Raw genomic sequence first — 14,929 nt, forward strand, 5'->3', positions numbered from 1 at the left:
GAATTGAATAGCTTATGGGCTTTTGAAGACCATGGAAAGGGCGGAGCGACATCTCGCCGCCGCCGCCCGTTCCGATCGCGTTAACTGGCCTTGAAGCCCGGCACCGTGTAAAGCTCGGTCGTACTGTGGCGGCCACGCAACAGAACGTCACCGGCTTTGACAACGCGTTTGGGGTCCGAAAGCAATACCCGGGTGGTTTCGGAAATCAGAACATTGGTGCCAAGCACCTTGTTTTCCTGTTCCAGTCGCGAGGCGGTATTGACCGCATCGCCATGAACGGTAAAGGACAAGCGCGCCTTTGCACCAACATTCCCGGCAACCATCGGTCCCGTGTTGACCCCGCAGCGGATCTGTAATGTCAGGCCTTCGAATGTACGGCTGGAAACCTCGTTTTGCAGGGCAATGGCGCTATCAAGTGCCGCATCCGCGTGGTTTTCCAGATCGTCAAACACGTTATAGACAGCAAGAATCGCATCCCCCTGAAACTGGGTCACGATGCCACCATGGGATTCGATGATCTGGGTTGCACAATCGAAATAGTCATTGAGCATCGCGATGATCTGATTTGGATGCAGGCTTTCACACATTGATGTGAAATGTGCGATATCGATAAACAGGACGGTTGCTTCTGATTGTTGTGGCGGCAACACACCAGAATCATTGCCAGATGCCAGAAGCTTTTTGGCAATGGATTGCGGGACAAACTTACCAAACAGATTGGTGATCCGTTCGCGGTCATGCACTGCCATCATCATGTGGTTAAAGGAGCGCGCTGCGTCATCATATTCACGGATACGGCTTCCGGAAAGCTGCGGGACATCGGCAGAGGCAATGTCCTCATCCTCAAAGGCGCGGGCAGCGGCGGCAAAGCGCCGGATCGGTTTGGTGAACTGTTTGGACAGTATAATCGCGACAATCACCGCGATGACCAGCACAGCACCACCCAGAACGGACGCCAGAACAAGGCGATTCCATTCATCATTAAACAGCTCTTCAGTAAAATGTATGCCGATGATAACAGGTGAAATGGGGGCATTCATCACCTGACGGGTGACAATGAGATGATATTTGCCATCGACTTCAAGTCCGGCAAGGCGCAAGCCGGTATTTTGCCGCTCATCTTTTTCATCCGTTTTGATCCGTTCCGATTTGCCGATATTGGCAAGAACCCGGTCACCGATATCGTGAATGGTTGGCAATGGAAGCGGGCTTCGCGCGATATCAGCCCCGTTGATCAGTTTGTTGGCGGTGTCTTCCCCCCAGTCGCGCAAATCAGGATGGGCCATCACCCGATTGCCGCCAATCAGGATGAACGGAGTGCCGGGAAGGTCTTCGCGTCCGCGAATCAGGCTGTCCGACAAGTTTGACAGCGACAGATACTGAATAAAGGTCCCCAGATAATGCCCGTCATAAAAAAGCGGAACCCAACTGGTCAGGACCGTGCGATTGAAAAACGGATCCCAACGCGGAAATCCGGTGCGGTTGGAAACCGGGCCACGAATGTGTGCCAATTCGGAAAACAGCATATCGTCCTGGGGCAGGGTACGTCGGATTTCTGTCATATCTTCGGGATTGAAACCGATGAATTGCCGGTCCCCTGTTATCAGACCATAGGCCATGACATCCATGTCTGCGGCAGCAAGGGCACGCATCGCATTGGTCCAGCCATACTGGAAGCTGGGATCAAGTGTGCCGTCGGCGACCTGCTTTGCGACCCAGTCGGAACGTTCATCAACTTCGCTCATACGTTCATGCATGGTGCGCTGGACAGCTGTCAGGTCCACATCAGCCAGCATGACCCAGAGATTGCGGGTGTTTTCATATGCGGTACCAAGACCGACATACAGGGCAAGGCCAACACCAAAAACGCTGGTGGTAACGAAACTGGCAAGAAGGACAGAAAGGACAGAATATCTGCGTTTGGATATCACTCGGTTTTTTCCTGAAACGGAGGTTCCCCAACCTCAGGCGGCATCTTAGCGGCGATCGAACTTGGTTGAAAGGATGATTGAACTTGATGTTCGTTTTATCCCGGAAAGCTCGCCAATCCGGTCCAGTACCCCGTCAAGCTCTTCGGGCGTATCAGCGGCAACTTCGGCAATCAGGTCATATTCCCCCGAAATTGCCAGACAGCGAATGCAATGCGGGATTTTCTGCAATGCGCCGACCACTCCTGCGGATTGCTTTTGTTCTAGCTGGATCATGACTTCGGCCAGAAGAACCGGTCGCGCGCTGTCTCCGAGCTGCACGGTGTATCCGGTAATGGTTTGTGATTTTTCAAGGCGTTCGAGCCGTTCCTGTACAGCACTGCGTGATAGTCCGACATCGCGCGCCAGTGCAGCAGTCGGTATGCGGGCATTTTCCTGCAGTCTTGCGATCAGGCGACGGTCGGTTTCATCAAGTCGGCGTTTCATCGGTCATACCCATTAAAATGACGGGTTATTCAATTGTTTTGACAGTATTGCCGGGTTGCAAGCGTTAGTCCAGCGGCGGAGCATAAAGGGGTAAACAACAAAACGTTATCAGGGCAGTTACGGCATCCATCGCGATGGTGTCTGTTCCGTCGGGAGTTAGAGACAATGAAAAAGATTTTGATCCTTGGTGCCGGTAAAATCGGACGTATGGCCGCTGTAATGCTTAAGGAAAGTGGCGACTATGCGGTGACCCTGGCAGATGCCAATGGCGATATGCTGGAATTCTGTGCCCGGGATGATGCCGCAACCCTTATCAAGGTTGATGTCACCGATGAGGTGGCCCTGACCGAGGTCGCCACCGGTCATGATGCCATTCTGTCGACCTGTCCGTTTTACCTTAATGTCGCGATTGCGCGTGTTGCCCGTGCGGTTGGCGCATCCTATTTCGATGTGACGGAAGATGTCGAAACCACCCGTGCCATTCGCGAAATTTCCAAGGGCGCAGCGGGGGCATTTGTACCGCAATGTGGTCTCGCGCCGGGCTTTATTTCGATCGCTGCGCACGATCTGTTCAAGCGGTTTGATACGGTCAAAAAGCTTCGTCTCCGGGTTGGTGCCCTGCCACAAAACCCGACCAACCGTTTGAAATATAACCTGACTTGGTCGACGGACGGTTTGATCAACGAATATCTCAATCCCTGTGAGGCGATCCTGAACGGCAAGCGTGTCGAGGTTCTTCCGCTTGAAGGATATGAGCGTTTCACAATTGATGGCACCGAATACGAAGCCTTCAATACGTCGGGCGGGGTTGGTGCGCTTTGTGACATGCTTGAAGGCAAGGTCGACAATCTTGATTACAAAACTGTCCGTTATCCGGGCCATCAGGAAATTCTGAAAATCCTGATTGAAGACCTTCGTCTGGGCGAACGCCCGGATATGATGAAGGAAATCTTTGAAAATGCCCTGCCAGTCACGCAGCAGGATGTGATTGTGATCTTTGCTGACGCCGTCGGGACCCGTAACGGCGAACTTTGCGAAGAAAACTTCATCCGCAAGGTCCATGGTACGGAAATTGGCGGTAAGAACTGGTCCGCCATCCAGATCACGACATCGGCCGGATTGTGTGCGGTGATGGATATGGTGCTTACCGGCAAGCTACCGGGAACCGGTTATGTGCGTCAGGAAGAAGTCGGACTGGATGATCTTTTGGCCAACCGTTTTGGTCGCTATTACGCCAATCGTCAGCTTGCAGTCTAAAATCTGATAATTACCGGCAGGCAAGTCTCGAAATCCCCCTGAAGTGCTTCAGGGGGATTTCTTTTGCTATCAGCCTGTTATCAGCGTTCGCTTCATTCGAATGTCAGCAAATTTTGAAGTATCCCAAAGCATGTCAGTCTTTTGGCAGGCAAGGCATGGTCAGAGCCGATTATTTGTGGCAAAGACGTTGTTTGTTAACGCTTGGCCCTTATGGTGGCCGTTAATCAAACTCATTATGAAAACAGGTATTCCTTGTCTGATTTCGATGCCACATACCGATCTGCACTGGGCCTGTATGAAGCAGGCCGGTTTGCGGAGGCCGAAGAAGCCTGTCGCATGCTGATCCGTGCATATCCGCAAGCCGCAGACGCCATGCATCTGGCGGGCCTGGTTGCGGCAAAACAAGGAAATCAGGTTCTGGCTGCGGAACGAATGGGGCGCGCTGCAATTGCCGATGCCAATAGTGCCGAAATCCAGCACGATCACGCCCAGGCGCTCAAGGCGATTGGCAAGTTGCGCGACGCGGTTGGTGCGTTCAAGCGTGCCATTCGGCTTTGTCCGGATGCGCCAGCCCTTTACTGCAATATCGCCAATACCTATCGCCAGCTTGATGAGTTGAAAGACGCGCGCGAAAACTATGAACACGCGCTTGAACTTGCCCCCGATATTGCGGAAATTCATGCCAATTATGCGGCATGCCTTTATGCAATGGGCGATATCAACGGTGCCGAAACATCGTGCATGACCGCACTTAGGATGCGTGACGATATCGTCAATGCGCTGGTTCTGATCGGGCAAATCCGCCTTGATCAGGGGCGTACAGTGTCGGCAAGCGAACCTTTGCGCCGGGCACTTACACTGGAACCGGGACATCAACGTGCATTGACCGCTTATGGCGATGCGCTTTTCCGTCTTGGACAGTTTGCAGGTGCCCAGCATTGCCTGCGACAGGTTCTGGCGCTAGATCCCGATGACGCCAAGGCACGTCGAACACTGGCATTGCTTAATCTGCGTGTCGGGCAGGGGATGGAGGCCATTGGCGCATTGGAGCCGTTACTTGCGGCCAATCCCCACGACCCGCAATTGCTTTTGATGATGGGCGAGGCCCTTAGCCTTGTTGGCCGTCATAGCGAAGCCGTTGAACGGTTCGGCGCTGCAATCGGGGCGGGCGGCGGTGACGATGCCGTGTTTCGTCTGGCTGTGGAACTTGCCGAGGAAGGTGATACCGGCTCGGCGCAATCGGTGTTGCAGAACGGTATTGATCGCAAAATTGCCGCTGGTGAAAACACTGCGCTGTTTCGTACTGCGCGCCGGTTACTGTTTGCGCCGGTTCCAACCAATCTTGCCGCACAGAATGACGAAGTTATTCGCGATCTTCTTGATGACACGCTTGATGAAGATGCGCTTGAACCAGACCTTTCGTTTGTGGGATCTGATCGCATTGACCCGATGATCCTCACGCGCTTTCCTCCGGTCTGGCGTGCGGCATTGCGTCCGGAAGGTGACAAGCAGTTGCGCGCGGTTGGTCATTACTGGGAACGGCTTGTTTCGGGCTATGATGTGCCCGAAGTCAATCTTTCGCGGGATCGAAAGGGTGGCAAGATCCGCCTTGGTGTTGTGTCAGCCAATATGTGTGATAACGGTATCGGGCGTTGGGTGCTTGGTCTTGTCGATGCCATTGACCGGGACCGGTTCGATGTAACCGTCATTCGCCCGCCGACCGGTGAAGATGACATTACGATGCGGATCGATGAACATGCCGATCTGGTTGTACCTTTGCCACTTGATCCATTGCACTCGGCACGGGTGATTTCCGGCCTTGATCTGGATGTCCTGCATTATGCCGATCCGCAGGCAGATGCCTATACAATGTTGCTGGCAAGCTGGCGTTTGGCTCCGCTTCAGATTTCCGGAGGCGGTATTGCGGCGACCAGCGGCCTTTCAAACATCGACTATCATTTGATTGCAGAGGACTGGGAAACAGCAGGAGGCGAAAAGCGTTTCAGTGAAAAGCTTGTTCGTTTGCCCGGATTGTTCGTCAATGCCACGCCGCCTGAAAGCGTGGATATGACGACAACAGAATTGCAGCGTCTCTGGCGTCTGGCACAGGACCGAAATACCTATTTGTGTCCGCAGCCGCTTGATGTTCTGACCGCCGATTTTGATCCGCTGATTGCCGAGATTTTACGTCTGGACGAAACCGCCGAATTGTTATTGATCGCACCGGAACGTGACAGCTGGGACGCCGCATGGGGGCGCCGGTTTGCCGTAAATTATGCCGATGTCGCGGGACGGATGCGCTTTGTCAATGTGCGTAGCCGGGCAGACTTGCTGTCGCTTCTTTGTGCGGTTGATGTCGTGCTTGAAAGCCCGGCATGGAATGACGCAATGTTGGCCTTTGACTGTCTGGGGCTTGGTGTCCCACTGGTGACCTTGCCCGGAAGTGCGGCGCGATCCCGACGCAGCCATACCTGTTATCGCCAGATTTCGGTCTTTGATTGTGTGGCATATCACTCGGCAGACTATGTCGATACTGCATTGACCCTGGCAACCGATAAACGCCGTCGTTCGGTGGTATCGCACGCCATAAAAAGCCGGTCGCATATCCTGTTCGGGCAGAAATCGTCCTTTGACGCCTATATGCAATTCCTTGAGGAATGTATGGCGGTTCCCGTCGAAAATGTGATGTAAGACGCCGCTAAGCGTGAGCGTGAAGGTTAGTCTGTCAGTCTCTATATTGGCTTAGCTGACGGAATGGTTGCAGGATAAGATCAGCTCAAGGCGTCAATGTCGGCTTCAGACAGAGCGGCAGGAACAATCGTCAGTGGCAGCCTAAGCTGGCCGACGGTGTCACTTTTGGTCAGGGCTGTAATCAGCGGGCCGGGGCCTTCTGACGTGGTGCCCGCTGCAAGAACCAGAATGGAAATCTGTTCTTCTTCATCAAGAAGGTTCAGCAATTCATCCTTAAGACGACCTTCGCGAATGAACAGAAGCGGCATTGATCCAGTCTGTTCATGGACATAGGCAGCCAGTTCATTGACCCGCGATTCTGCTTCTTCACGGGCTTCTTCCTTCATCAGGTCGCCAACAGCCATCCAGTGCTGAAACTCTGCAGGCTCGATGACACTGAGCAGGGCAACGCGACCTCCGGTATGTTGCGCACGGCGACACGCATAGCGCAGGGCCTTTGTCATTTCATCACTGTTATCAACAACAACAAGAAATGTTCGGTTGGTCGAGGCGCGGAGTTCCTGATCGGCATCAAAGGACGTCATATGGGCTCTCTGAATTGTTCATTCTGCCGACCGAATGCCTCTGTTGACGGGGCAAGGCATCGCTCGGATCAGTGAAGTTTGCCGTAAATCAGGCTGTGTTTCCAAGCGGTTTTTACTGTCACACCGAAAGTTTCATGCTTCGCAGGTGCGAGTAAATATATGCTGCACTTGCGTAGTAACTGCTTGCATGGGGACTGTTATACAGCTAGATGGCGAGGATCAAAACTGACCCCAAACAGCTTAACGTTTGCGGAAGGCTACACTTGCGATCCAGCCTGCAACCACCGCGATGATAACGGCAATGATCCCGTAAAGGGCTGAATAGCGATGGGCAAATTCGTAAACTTCGGCACTTATACCGGTTTTTGAAACCACAAGTGGTGTGGTTTTCACACTTGCGATACGACCATCACGGATCAGATAGACATTGATCGTATAAGTCCCTGTCGGTGTGTTGGCCGGGAAGTGAATGTCGGTCCGGAACAACTGATTGGACAGGAAGCTGATCTTGGCCGGGCGTCGGTTGAACAGACCGGCATTTTGCATGTTGCGGACCAATGCCGCACGATAGACCTCCTGGTCGGTATCCGGATTGTCGCTTGTGGCAATAAAACGCTGATTTTCCAGCCCGATACGGTAATCCTGCAGAATGCTTTGCGGGGCAATGATATCCATCGGACGATTGGATGCACTGGCATAGTAGGCCGGGACATTTTTGTATCGTGCGCTTTCGGCATTCACCCAGATCCCGACTTTGCGTTCCTTGCGGCGAACCACCATGTCCTGATCCGGACCTCGCACCGTGACAATGACATCGCCTTCATGCTGAACTGCGCCGAACAGTAACACGTCGGTTCCGGTAAAGCCGGTCGTGATTGCCACCAGATGGTTGGACAGATCAACAACCAGTGGATCGGCAGATGCACGCTTGATCGGGCTTTCTACTGCGACAAAGGTCAATACGGTCATGCAGAACGACATGAAAATCCGGACCGGAGACGTCATCACAGGTCCCCCGGCATGATCGAATAAAGCTCGCTTGGTTCGATCACCAGATCAAACAGAAGCTTGAGACACACCGAGAGCACCAGTAGTCCCAAAAGGGCACGAAGATGTTCTGCCTTGAGCCGGGCCCCGAACTGGGCTCCAAACTGCGCTCCGATAACGCCACCAATCAGAAGCAGGATGGCAAGGGCAACATCGACCGTTTGGGTTTGAACCGACTGAAGGAAAGTCACGTTCGCCGTGACAAAGATGATCTGGAAAAGAGACGTTCCAATCACAACGCCGGTCGGCATGCCCAGCAGATAAATCATGGCAGGCACCATGACAAAACCGCCCCCAACCCCCATCAGGGCGGTCAGCATGCCAACAAAAAAGCCGACAGCCAGCGGCAACAGGGCGCTGATATAAAGACCAGAACGGTAGAACCGCATCTTAAGCGGCAGACCATGGATAAAACTGTGCTGATGCTTTTTTGACCGGCGGATCGCACCTTTGCGACGGGTTCGGAAGATGGCACGTGTTGCTTCAAGCAACATCATCCCGCCAATGATGCCAAGGAAAATGACATAGCAAAGTGAAATGACGAGATCAATTTGCCCTAGGGACCGCAACCAGGCAAATACCCAAACGCCTACAGTCGAGCCGACAATACCCCCGGCCAGCAGGACCAGCCCCATTTTCAGATCGACATTGCCGCGACGCCAGTGCGCAAACACACCGGAAACCGATGATGCGACAATCTGGTTTGCAGCGGTTGCAACGGATACTGCCGGGGGGATGCCATAAAAAATCAAAAGCGGCGTAATCAGAAAGCCGCCGCCAACACCAAACAGGCCAGACAAAAAGCCTACACCGCCGCCCAGTCCCAAAATCAGAAAAATATTTACCGATATTTCGGCAATAGGGAGATAGATTTGCATCGTGGGCAGGCTAACAGCGTTTGATTGATTGTTATTATTCAGTCTAACATATTGTGTAAATGCAACAATCGCCAATTACCGCTATATCAGGCCGAATTCCGATTTTTTATAAGGTCTTTCATGACGTCATCTTCAAGTGATAAATTTGATATCGTCCTCGATGCCAGAGGGTTGATCTGTCCCATGCCGGTCTTGCGAGCGAAGAAATCCCTGCGTGATGTTCAGAACGGCGGCATTCTGAAAGTTCTGGCAACGGATCCGGGATCGGTCGCCGATATGAAGTCATTTTGTGAAATGACAGGAAACCGCCTGATTGCCTCGCACCAGGAAGATGACGTCTTTATTTATTTCATAGAAAAGATCGCCTCCTGATCGCAACTATTGGCGCGATCAACGGATTTGTTCGGAAAGTGCATCTCAATGTCTGATACATCTAGCGATCTGGCGTGGGTCGTCTGCCAGTTCGACGCCATGACGGCTCATCAGGTTCACAGTCTTCTGCGGCTGCGCCAACAAATATTCATCATCGAACAGCAATGTATCTTCCCTGAAATTGACGGGCTTGACCCGGTTTGCACCCATCTTTTGGCCTTGGACGCCAAGAGCAACGGCAAGGATGTTCTGGCTGCGGCCCGGATTGTCGCGCCGGGCATCGACCCGGATCACACAGAGCAGGGAGACCGTCCTGCAATCGGACGCGTGGTCACCAGTGAACGTTTGCGCGGGCAAGGTGTCGGTCGTGAATTGATGGAACGTGCCATTGCGCTTTGCGACCAGCAATTTGTGTCAAAGCCGATCTATCTTAATGCGCAGCTTTATCTCAGGGAATTTTACCAAAGCCTTGGTTTTATTCAGTTTGGTGATGAATACATTGAAGATGACATTCCTCATATCTGCATGGAACGCCCGGCATAAAACCGGGCGTCACTGCATGATCAATTATGAGAAACGTGAAACCGGTATGTTTAACGCAGGCCCGTGGTCGCCATCCCGGTAAAGAATTCCAGCTGCCAGTTCATATCATCCTCGCCAAGCGGGTACTGGTTGCCTGCGCGCGGATTAAGGGTCTGGCTGGGCGGGACGTGGCCAAGTTTGACCTGAATTTTCACCGCCAGATCAGCTGGAAGTCCTGCTTTCCAGGCAAGTGACACAACACCCTTTGCCGAATGGGTATTCAGAACCTTGGTGACTGCCTCCGGGGGAATACCGGCAAGAACGGCAAGGGCCGCACGGGCAAATTTCACATCATTTGACGCCAGTGCCTTGGCCACTTCCTTGTCGGTCAGCTTTTTCTTGGCATGCAGGGCAAGGGCGGTCTCAAAGGCAGATTCACCTTCCTCTTCTTCCTGCTTTCCGACTTCTGCCGCGCCGGCCTTTGGTTGAGCAGGTGTTGCCTTGTCCGCTTTTTGCTTTTTGACCTGAGGGGCGTTTTCCGCAGCTTCGTCCCGCTTTTCAAATTCTCCAGATGCAATGCGACGCTGAACAACTTCACGGACCGCGTCGAGCTGGTCCTTTTTCAGATCCCTGCGACGTTCAAGAACACTGATCAGGTTCTCGGCAACAAAGCGCGCAAGTTTTCCAGCGGCTGTCGGTGGCAATTTCGGACGATCAACCAGTGGCTGGTGCCATTCCGGATAATCCGGCGCCCGGTCAATAAGCTGGTCAAGAGTTTCTTCGCGAATTTGCGCCGACTTGTTGCCAAGAAGATGGGAAATTGCATCCTTGTCGCTGCTTGCGGCAATGGCATCGGCAAGCTTTTCGCCAACATTCCGACGACGCGACACAAAGCTCAGCGCGCCACGGCCTGAACTTCCTTGGATGATTTCAAGAAGGTCTTCTTCGGTAAGGACAGGCGAATATTGCAGAACCGGTCCACAAACGACACTTTCGGTGTCGCGTGCCAGTTGCTGAATAATCGGTTGGGGGGCCTCGGCTATATCCTTAAGCGTTTCCGAAATCACCTGACGAACGTGAACCGCCTGATCGCGCGCCAGCTTGTCGAGCGCCTCATATGTCATCCGGCGCAGTTTATCGGTCTCGTTCGGCGTCAGTCCGGCAGACAGATGCGCGATCTTTTCGGCAAGGCTTCCGCGCACACCGTCATCAACGTCATCGGTCAGAAGAACGTCGGCCTGGACAGGTGTGGCTTCGTTGGCTGCAATATGACGACGAACCGATGAATCATTATCGGTCGCCAGGAAATAAAGGATTTCCGGTCGGGTATCATGACGCTGTGCCAGTTTGCCACGGATATTCGCGTCCGGGCTTGCTGCCATTTCCTTGGCTTCGTCATATGTGATCGGGGTTTCCCGGCGTTTGGTGAATACCCGCTGCAAAAATCCCTTCATCGGGCATTCCTCCTAATCTTCGATCTTTGCCGGGTCATCTGATCCGGGTGCGGCAGCGATGCCAAAACGACCTTTTCCACGTTTCTTGACCTGATACATGGTTTGATCTGCACGTTGCACAAGTTGTTGAAGACTTTCTTTTGAATCGGGTTCATGGACAGCGATGCCAACTGATATGCCCAGCGGATGTTCCTTGTCACCGGAATACTGGCGCAAGACCGCACTTTCGTTCATCAGAAGCCGTGCACGTCCGGATGCGGCGGCAATATCTGCGCCTTCAAGCCACAAAACGAACTCGTCACCGCCCAGTCTGGCAATCAAGTCAGCTGGTCGGACATTTTCCTGAAGAACACGGGTAAGGGCAAGAATAGCTTCGTCCCCCGCCTGATGGCCGTGAATATCATTGACCAGTTTGAAGTTGTCCATATCGACATACATCAGGGCCGCCGGGGCGCTTTCACGCTGTAGACGACTGTGACGGCGTTTGAGTTCTTCAAAGAAGGCGCGGCGGTTAAGCAGTCCGGTCATGCCATCGGTTCGTGACAGGGTCAGAATACGTTCATGCTGGATTGCCTGTTCGATGGCAATACCGACCTGATCAGAAACCTCGGTCATGATGGCCCGTTCACCATCGGTCGGTTCGGGATGATCGGCCGAGAACATGAAGATGACGGCACCATTGTTGCGCTGATGGTAATGACAGCGCAACGCATAGATACGAAAATCACCAACATGGGCATCAAAGGTTTCGCCAGCACCCAGCAACTGGTTCAGAGCCTGCTGGGCGATATCATTGACGTCCTTGCTATCGCCGCCTGCGGCAACTTCCAGTTCACCGGTTTCGTCGTTGCGCTTGAAGATGATGCAGTTTGAGCAGGCAAGCGCACGTGTACTTGCCTCGGATGCGCCTTTGAGAACAAGAAGCGGATCAATCTCGTCTCGCATTGTTCGCACAATATAGGTCATCAGACGGTCACGATTTCGCGCAGTAGCAACTTCACTTTCACGGCGTCTTTGTTCGGTGATGTCATGGGCAAGGCCGCGTGTGCCGGTCCATCGCCCATCGCGGGAATATACCGGTGTTGATGAGACAGAAAGACAGGCATCCTTGCCATTTGATCGCCGGAACCAGACCGGAACATCACGAACGGCTTTCTGACTGCGAAACACATGTTCGCTATCCTGATCGGCGGTATCGAGCAGGAAGTTCTTCGGGAACCGCCCGACAATGTCATCTGCCCGGTAGCCAAGCGCACCACGTGGCGAAACAAAGATGAACTTGCCGCTTTCATCGGTTTCCCAGGCAAAAGCAGAAGAAACCTCGACGATGTCGCGGTAACGCTGACGGGAATCAATCAGCGCTTCACGCAGGTTGCGATCCATACTGACATCGCGCGGCAGGATCATGACCTGATTGTTGGTGGTCGGAAGGGCCGTGAGCTCAAGCGTGGCCGTGCCGCGCTGGACTTCGAAAGTCATCATTTCGACAACCCCGCCCGGTGTGGTCAGGGTGCGTCGGATCAGCTGATAAATCTCGGGGAAAAGGCCATCGCGAATACCCTTGGCAAAGCCAACAGCATTCTTGTTGGCGAACAGGGGCACGCCATGGGAATCCATCACGATGACCGGTGCTTCGGCCTGCGCCATGACTTTGGGGTCAAGAGTGAAAACGTCTGCATCATAGCTGGTCAGGTCGTCTGGCGTACCCAGATCATCTTCCCTGGAACCAACAGGATGGTGGGGCGTCATAGGTTTCCTCCTGTTGCGCTTGAGGCCGTTAAGCTGTCCTCTGTCGCGTCAACATGTACAATATCATTGGTCAATTTCTCGAAGGAATCATCACTGCCAAGGGTAACAGGCGGGCCGAGATGATATCCTTGCCCGTAATCAATTCCGAGATCGCGCACCATTTCATAGCTGGCCTGATCGTGGATCATTTCTGCAATGGTATGAATACCCAGATCATTGCAAAGAAGGGCTGTCGCCTTGAGGAATGCTCGGCCTTTGGGATTGGCAAGGGCGGTACGCATCGCACCGCCGTCAAACTTGATGATGTCGACATCAAGCGCGCTCAGATATTCGAAGTTCGCAGCACCGGCCCCGAAATCATCGAGGCAAATCTCATGACCACGTTCGCGCAGAACCTGCAATCCGTTATTGACTTCTGCCAAGGCGCGAATACGTGATGTTTCGGTGATTTCAAACAAAATGCGATCCGGCGCAATGTCATACTGATCAAGCAAATCTGCAATTGCAGGAAGAAAACCTGCCTGTTCAAGAGAGTGTCCGGAAAGGTTGACGGCGACCGGGTGGGGAATCTTGTTTGCATTGTCGCGCAGGTGATCAAGAACCTTGCCGCACATTGCCAGATCAAACTCGGTGATAAGGCCTGTACCTTCGGCAAAATGGATGATTTGATCCACAGCAAGCGGGCTGTTGCCAATTGTAAAGCGCGCCAGCGCCTCGAAATGGTGCATTTCCTGGCTGCGCAAATGGACAATCGGCTGCAAGGCAACGGCAAAGGAACCATTTTCGACAATTTCGCGGAATGCACGGACTGATTTCAGAGTCTCGTTGATCAGATGTGGCAGGCTTGCCGACAGGCGTGCTGCTGTAACCTCATTCTGGGCTTTGCGCTGCATCCTGTTCAGAGCATAGGCGACGGCACGCGTCAGGTTGGTGTCGCGGTCATTTTTATCTTTGTTGATATCAAAATGATGGATGTTACGGGCACTGTCATAATCACGACCAAATGGATCGCGGATATCCGTTTGCGCTGATTTCTTGTCAATCGTTCCGGAACTGTTGGTCAGTGATGCGAGGCCGTCATTGCCGGGGGACAAGGACTCGGATCGAATTTCATCTGCTATCGGTGTTTCGAGATCGGCGCGCAGTGCGCTGGCATAGGCAACGATGCGGCGTTCGAGCTCGATCATTGGTTCATCGACCGGATGAATCTGTGCTGATCGTCCCGATGACATGATTTCTGACGCGCTTAACGACGAGAGTCGCTTTGCGCCGATGCCGATCAGGCGTGCCAGCTCGCTGGTTGCAGCTGTTTCTGCCTGCGAACGGGATGCCGCAAGGTTTTCAAGTACAACCAGTGCTTCGCTATGGTAGCAGGTAGCTTCCTTGGTGTTGAGCAACTGGGTTTGCCGTGTTTCGGCATTCTGGTTCTGACGAATGACCGCGTTTTGCAAGATGATCCTGTCAATGCCGGATCGCGCGCGCGGGCGAATGGCCCGGTGACGTGCTGCGATGTAATAACGCAGTGATGGATCGGCAATCACATAGCCGCTAAGCGACAAGGGGACCGCTTCCTTGACAGGCTGATCATCTGACTCGCAAAGCTGAAAATCGAGATCGAGTTCTTCAAGCCGTTTCAAACCATTACTGGTATGCAGATAGGCCCTTAGCAACGGGCGTTCCGATTTAACGACAATCTTTTCAAGAGCTTCGCCGATCAAGCGATCCGGCGTGCAGCCCAAAAGGCTTTCGGTTGCACCGGCCACAAACAGGATATAGCCGTTTTCATCGACCTCCAGCAACATGTCTGCCCAGCAGAATGCCATGGCGGCCAAAAGGTCTTGGTCATTTGTTTCCGCAGAGTAGCCAGTGCTTTCTGTCATTTGAGAACCGTCATCCAAAGCCGCCTGATCTTTATATATCGTAGTGTTCACTACGGTTGTTAGATGACGATCTTACAAAGG

The 14,929-nt window shown here is 53.1% G+C and carries 12 protein-coding genes; 4 read left to right on the forward strand and 8 right to left on the reverse strand.

Translation table 11 applies throughout. The annotated features are described in order from the left end of the window. Positions 1 to 80: 80 nt before the first annotated feature. Together WA318_RS09510 and WA318_RS09515 are read right to left on the reverse strand one after the other, a co-directional pair. Positions 81 to 1,931 carry an adenylate/guanylate cyclase domain-containing protein gene (locus WA318_RS09510; RefSeq protein WP_336080711.1) on the reverse strand — a complete coding sequence of 617 codons (1,851 nt, stop codon included), beginning with the start codon at positions 1,929 to 1,931 and terminating at the stop codon, positions 81 to 83. 45 nt (positions 1,932 to 1,976) lie between these two features. Next, the gene (locus WA318_RS09515) at positions 1,977 to 2,414 is read right to left on the reverse strand and encodes an Lrp/AsnC family transcriptional regulator (RefSeq protein WP_336080712.1); all 438 of its coding nucleotides are present in this window, start codon (positions 2,412 to 2,414) and stop codon (positions 1,977 to 1,979) included. A gap of 165 nt (positions 2,415 to 2,579) precedes the next feature. Here WA318_RS09515 and WA318_RS09520 point away from each other — a divergent pair, with 165 nt between their 5' ends. Continuing rightward, positions 2,580 to 3,671: a saccharopine dehydrogenase family protein gene (locus WA318_RS09520; RefSeq protein ID WP_336080713.1), complete on the forward strand. Its 1,092-nt coding sequence runs from the start codon at positions 2,580 to 2,582 to the stop codon at positions 3,669 to 3,671. Between the two features lie 252 nt (positions 3,672 to 3,923). After that, positions 3,924 to 6,362 carry a tetratricopeptide repeat protein gene (locus tag WA318_RS09525; protein WP_336080714.1) on the forward strand — a complete coding sequence of 813 codons (2,439 nt, stop codon included), beginning with the start codon at positions 3,924 to 3,926 and terminating at the stop codon, positions 6,360 to 6,362. Between the two features lie 80 nt (positions 6,363 to 6,442). Here the strand turns inward: WA318_RS09525 and WA318_RS09530 are convergent, their stop codons facing one another. The 3 genes from WA318_RS09530 to WA318_RS09540 form a co-directional block, all read right to left on the reverse strand. Then, positions 6,443 to 6,946, reverse strand: coding sequence for a universal stress protein (locus WA318_RS09530; RefSeq protein ID WP_114097638.1), 504 nt, complete (start codon positions 6,944 to 6,946; stop codon positions 6,443 to 6,445). Between the two features lie 240 nt (positions 6,947 to 7,186). After that, positions 7,187 to 7,951 carry a TIGR02186 family protein gene (locus WA318_RS09535; protein ID WP_336080715.1) on the reverse strand — a complete coding sequence of 255 codons (765 nt, stop codon included), beginning with the start codon at positions 7,949 to 7,951 and terminating at the stop codon, positions 7,187 to 7,189. Further along, positions 7,951 to 8,871, reverse strand: a complete 921-nt coding sequence (locus tag WA318_RS09540; protein WP_114097639.1) for a sulfite exporter TauE/SafE family protein — start codon at positions 8,869 to 8,871, stop codon at positions 7,951 to 7,953. Before WA318_RS09540 ends, WA318_RS09535 begins: the two co-directional genes overlap by 1 nt. Positions 8,872 to 8,991: 120 nt before the next feature. Between WA318_RS09540 and WA318_RS09545 the strand changes: the two genes are divergently transcribed. After that, positions 8,992 to 9,243 (forward strand): sulfurtransferase TusA family protein, encoded by a 252-nt coding sequence (locus tag WA318_RS09545; protein ID WP_114097640.1) that lies wholly within the window; start codon positions 8,992 to 8,994, stop codon positions 9,241 to 9,243. A 48-nt stretch (positions 9,244 to 9,291) separates the two neighbouring features. Next, positions 9,292 to 9,786 (forward strand): GNAT family N-acetyltransferase, encoded by a 495-nt coding sequence (locus WA318_RS09550; RefSeq protein ID WP_336080716.1) that lies wholly within the window; start codon positions 9,292 to 9,294, stop codon positions 9,784 to 9,786. Positions 9,787 to 9,836: 50 nt separating this feature from the next. Here WA318_RS09550 and WA318_RS09555 read toward each other — a convergent pair whose 3' ends face one another. Genes WA318_RS09555 through WA318_RS09565 form a run of 3 tightly spaced genes read right to left on the reverse strand, consistent with a single transcriptional unit; the run spans position 9,837 to position 14,848 of the window. Then, a complete protein-coding gene (locus tag WA318_RS09555; RefSeq protein WP_336080717.1) occupies positions 9,837 to 11,219 on the reverse strand; it encodes a DUF2336 domain-containing protein in 1,383 nt (460 codons plus the stop codon). Positions 11,220 to 11,231: 12 nt separating this feature from the next. Continuing rightward, positions 11,232 to 12,968, reverse strand: a complete 1,737-nt coding sequence (locus tag WA318_RS09560) for a sensor domain-containing diguanylate cyclase (protein ID WP_336080718.1) — start codon at positions 12,966 to 12,968, stop codon at positions 11,232 to 11,234. Beyond that, positions 12,965 to 14,848: an EAL domain-containing protein gene (locus tag WA318_RS09565; RefSeq protein WP_336080719.1), complete on the reverse strand. Its 1,884-nt coding sequence runs from the start codon at positions 14,846 to 14,848 to the stop codon at positions 12,965 to 12,967. Before WA318_RS09565 ends, WA318_RS09560 begins: the two co-directional genes overlap by 4 nt. Between the last annotated feature and the right edge of the window lie 81 nt (positions 14,849 to 14,929).

Origin of the sequence: Thalassospira sp. CH_XMU1448-2, assembly GCF_037027285.1 — a bacterium.
In the GTDB taxonomy this organism is placed as follows: domain Bacteria; phylum Pseudomonadota; class Alphaproteobacteria; order Rhodospirillales; family Thalassospiraceae; genus Thalassospira; species Thalassospira profundimaris_C.

Bases quoted from the DNA above. Each gene is read 5' to 3' on its own strand.
- WA318_RS09540 (WP_114097639.1), bottom strand. From the start codon at position 8,871: ATGCAAATCTATCTCCCTATTGCCGAAATATCGGTAAATATTTTTCTG.
- WA318_RS09545 (WP_114097640.1), top strand. From the start codon at position 8,992: ATGACGTCATCTTCAAGTGATAAATTTGATATCGTCCTCGATGCCAGA.
- WA318_RS09555 (WP_336080717.1), bottom strand. From the start codon at position 11,219: ATGAAGGGATTTTTGCAGCGGGTATTCACCAAACGCCGGGAAACCCCG.
- WA318_RS09535 (WP_336080715.1), bottom strand. From the start codon at position 7,951: ATGACGTCTCCGGTCCGGATTTTCATGTCGTTCTGCATGACCGTATTG.
- WA318_RS09520 (WP_336080713.1), top strand. From the start codon at position 2,580: ATGAAAAAGATTTTGATCCTTGGTGCCGGTAAAATCGGACGTATGGCC.
- WA318_RS09550 (WP_336080716.1), top strand. From the start codon at position 9,292: ATGTCTGATACATCTAGCGATCTGGCGTGGGTCGTCTGCCAGTTCGAC.
- WA318_RS09530 (WP_114097638.1), bottom strand. From the start codon at position 6,946: ATGACGTCCTTTGATGCCGATCAGGAACTCCGCGCCTCGACCAACCGA.
- WA318_RS09565 (WP_336080719.1), bottom strand. From the start codon at position 14,848: ATGACAGAAAGCACTGGCTACTCTGCGGAAACAAATGACCAAGACCTT.
- WA318_RS09560 (WP_336080718.1), bottom strand. From the start codon at position 12,968: ATGACGCCCCACCATCCTGTTGGTTCCAGGGAAGATGATCTGGGTACG.
- WA318_RS09515 (WP_336080712.1), bottom strand. From the start codon at position 2,414: ATGAAACGCCGACTTGATGAAACCGACCGTCGCCTGATCGCAAGACTG.